Origin of the sequence: Streptococcus sp. DD11 (assembly GCF_001578865.1) — a bacterium.
GTDB classification, from domain to species: domain Bacteria; phylum Bacillota; class Bacilli; order Lactobacillales; family Streptococcaceae; genus Streptococcus; species Streptococcus panodentis.
Genome location: NZ_KQ969393.1, coordinates 544454 through 548472, shown reverse-complemented (window position 1 = coordinate 548472; position 4019 = coordinate 544454). Strand labels below are relative to the sequence as shown.

Genomic DNA, 4019 nt, shown 5'->3' with positions numbered 1-4019 from the left:
CTGGGAGACCTTTTCAGCCTGAGCTTAGAAACAAGAGAGTGAAGGGAACTAAATTTTTAAAAATTTAGTTCTTATACGGTATCTTCTAAAAGATCCATCCCTCTGTGGGTGAGGGCGCAGCCATCATGGGAGTCTGTCCCACCGCCTTTATCTCCTTGCTCCAACAGTCCAGAAGGACTGTTGGAGCAAGGAGAGTTAACGACATCATAAAAGATAAAAGAAAGGACGATATTTATTGACAGGTTCAAATCATGAGATTATCCCCTCCATCAAGACTCCATCATCCCAGCCTGCAGCTGGTACATTTTCCGATACAGGCCATCGTGAGCCAGAAGGTCTTGATGGGAGCCGGATTCGATGATGCGGCCCTTGTCCAAGACATAGATACAGTCTGCATCCTGAATGGTAGACAGGCGGTGGGCAATGGCAATGGTGGTCCGGCCTTGGCGCATCTTCCGCAGGGAGGTTTGGATGATTTCTTCGGTCTCGGAGTCGATATTGGCTGTCGCTTCATCCAAGATTAGGATTTTAGGCTGAGCGGCAACCGTTCGGGCAAAGGCTAAGAGCTGGCGCTGGCCGCTGGAGAAGGTCGATCCCCGCTCGGTCACTGGGGCATCATAGCCCTGAGGCAGCTGGCTGATAAAGCCGTCTGCATCCACAAACTTAGCTGCTTCTATCACCTCATCTCGAGTCAGCTGCTCCTGATACATCTGGATATTGGAAGCAATGGTGCCATGATAGAGAAAAAGATCCTGCAGGACCAGCCCAATCTTTCTTCGCAGCTCTTCCTGCCTGTAGTCCTTAATATCGCGGCCGTCTATCAAAATCTGCCCCCGCTCAAACTCATAAAAACGCAGAAAGAGATTGATGATAGAGGATTTTCCAGATCCAGTGGAGCCGACAAAGGCAATGGTTTGGCCTTTTTTGACCGTGAAAGAAATATCTTTCAGCACATCTCGGCGGCCGTCATAGGAAAAGGAAACATGACGATACTCGATATTGCCATCCTGAATCTGCAGATCCAGCCCAGCCTGCTGTGGCTCATCGTCTCTCTGGTCAATGATTTCAAAGACCCGGTCCGCTGCCACCATGGAAGTCTGCAGAACAGAGTAATTCTGCATGACATCAATCAGGGGATTAAAAAGCTGATTGACATACTGGATAAAAGCATACATGATGCCGGCTGTTATCCCAGCCGTTTGCCAGGTCAGGCCAAAGTAAGACAGGATGACCGCATAGGCTAAAATCTTCAGCAGGGACATGGCCGGCCGCAGAAAGAGGCTGTTGATATTGAGATAGCGGTTGGTAAAGGCCAGATGCTGACCATTAATCTCCTCAAACTCCTGCAGCAGCCGCTTTTCCTGCCCAAAGGCCTGAACAATGCGCATGCCCTCAATGCTTTCTGATAATTTGACATTCAAATCGCTGAGCTTATTGCGGACCTGCCTGAGCTGACGGTTGGACAGGTGCTGATAGAGCAGGACAGAGGCCGCCATGACAGGCAGAAAAAGAGCAATCATGACGGTCAGCTGCCAATTAAGGGCAAACATGGTGGACAGGGTCACAGCTAAGATAAAGACGGATGACAGGAAATTGGAGAAAATTTCGCTGAACATATCCGCAACGGCCTGCGTATCATTGGTCAGGCGGGAGACCAGAGCCCCTGCTGCCGTCCGGTCAAAGTAAGCCATGCCTTGCTGCTGCAGATTGTCAAAAGCCTCCTGCCGTAAATCCCGGACCACGCTCTGGGCCACACGCGCAAAGGAATACTGACCTAAAAAGGTCAAGAGTACACGCAGCAGAAAGAGAGCATAATAAACAAAGAGCAGGTAAAAGCCGCCAGCCGCCTGCTGACTGCTGATAAAGCGGTCGATAAAATAGCGTGCCAAAAGCGGCAGGCCTGTCGTCACCAGCGTTGTCAGAAAGATAAAGGCCAGAGCCAGACTGCTCAGTCCCTTGTAGCGCCACATGTAGCCCATGAGACGGTTAAAGGTCGCTTGTTTTTTCATGGGTCCCCTCCTCCAAACTTTCTGCCAGCTGCTGATTCTGATAAGTAGCTGCATACCAGCCGCCCTGAGCCAGCAGCGCTTGATGAGTCCCCCGCTCCTTGATGCGGCCGTCTTCCATCACTAGAATCAAATCCGCATGGACAAGAGCTGACAGGCGGTGGGCTGTGATAATGGTGGTCTTGCCGTCCCGCTCGGTTTTGAGATTTTCCAAAATCTCATGCTCAGTCTTAGCATCAACCGCAGACAGGGAATCGTCCAATATCAGAATCTCCGGTTTGGTAATCAAGGCCCGGCTCATGGCCAGCCGCTGCTTCTGCCCGCCAGACAGAGACAGGCCCCGCTCACCGATGACCGTATCCAGCCCTTCCGGCATTGCCTTGATATCTTCATAGACACCGCATAGCCGGGACGCCTCCATAATCTGCTTGTCTGTCAGCTCAGGATTAGCAAAGCGGATATTATCCCGGATCGAGAGGGCAAAAAGAATCTGCTCCTGAGGCACGTAGCCAATCAGCCGGCGCAGATCCGCCAGCCGATAGCGGCGAATATCCTGACCATCCAGATAGATGGCCCCCTCCTGAATATCCCGCTCCCGCAGCAGCAGACGGAGCAGGCTGGTTTTGCCGGATCCAGTCTGACCGACAATGCCCAGTGTCTGTCCCTTTTCCAGCGAAAAATGAATATCATGCAAGGTTTCCTGACCGGCATCATAGGAAAAGCGCTGAATCGCATAGTCCAGCCGGCCGTTCTTTGCAGCAGGCAGTGGCTGTGCTGCTTCCTTGACATCCGACTCCTGAGCCAGCAAAAGCTCAATCCGCTCATAGGAAACCAAGCCGCGCTGGCTGATATTAAAGAGATAGCCCATAGCCTGCAGAGGCCAGACCAGCATATCCAGATAGGTGATAAAGGTGACCAGCTCTCCCACGGTAAACTGCCCCTGAGTGATAAAGATTCCGCCAAAAAGCAAGGTCAGAGTATAGGACAGGCCGATAAAGACCAGTACCAGAGGATCAAAGAGGGAATTGTACTTGGCCGCCAAAACATTTTTACGGTAGACCTCCTGATTGGTTGCTGCAAAAGAGCGGCTTTCAGCAGCTTGGTAGCCAAAGGACTTGGTCACCTTAATACCAGCCACACTTTCCTGAACTGTATTGTTCAAATCTGAAAAAGCCTCCTGAGCAGCCTTAAAACTCTCGTGATTCCTGCGGCCGATCAGTCCCGTCCCCCAAGAGAGAAAGGGCAGGGGCAGAATAGCAATTACGGTCAGCCGCCAGTCCAAGAGGAAAAACATGGTAATCAGAGTGACCAGAGCTGTGATAGAGGCATCAACTGCTGACATGACACCGCCGCCCGCCACGCTGACGACAGCATTGATATCATTAGTGGCATGAGCCATGAGGTCCCCGGTTCGGAACTTCTGGTAAAAAGAGGGAGACATGAGGGTAAACTGCTCAAAAAGGCGGAAGCGCAGAATCCGGCCCAGATGATTGGCAGTTCCCAAGATATAGAGCCGCCAGAGATAGCGCAGACCATACATGACAAAAGCCGATGCAGTCAAGAGCAGAAGATTGTAGACCAGCTCCTGCTGGGTCAAGGAGCGGCCAGCAATTTCATCAATGACCTGACCGATGACCCGGGGAGGAATCAAATTGACCAAACTGACCAGAGACAAGGCCAGAATGCCAATGATATAGCGCCGCTTTTCCAGTTTGAAAAACCAGCTCAGTTTTTTCATAAGTTTCATATGTACTCCTAAATTTCATACAGAGTGCGGCCGAATCTGTCAGGCAACTGCCGCCCGGCCATTTTATCGTCATGCAGAGCATCTTTTATGGCTTTGTTCACTTCAGCTAACAGATGCGGATAAAAGAAACGAAGTGCCTGTCAGCTGCTAGGTCCGGGGGATAGTCAGAGCAGTCGGTGCCGACATGGTTCGAAGAGATTTCTATCGACTGTAGTCTTTTCCTTTGCTTTTAATAGCTAGGCAGTAGGACAGAACTAATTTTAAAA

The 4019-nt window shown here is 50.9% G+C and carries 2 protein-coding genes; both read right to left on the bottom strand.

From position 1 onward, the window contains the following. Window positions 1-269: 269 nt before the first annotated feature. Window positions 270-2009 (bottom strand): ABC transporter ATP-binding protein, encoded by a 1740-nt coding sequence (locus tag STRDD11_RS05915; protein ID WP_128836252.1) that lies wholly within the window; start codon window positions 2007-2009, stop codon window positions 270-272. Further along, window positions 1987-3753, bottom strand: a complete 1767-nt coding sequence (locus tag STRDD11_RS05910) for an ABC transporter ATP-binding protein (protein ID WP_128836250.1) — start codon at window positions 3751-3753, stop codon at window positions 1987-1989. The genes STRDD11_RS05915 and STRDD11_RS05910 overlap by 23 nt, the downstream gene beginning before the upstream one ends. Between the last annotated feature and the right edge of the window lie 266 nt (window positions 3754-4019).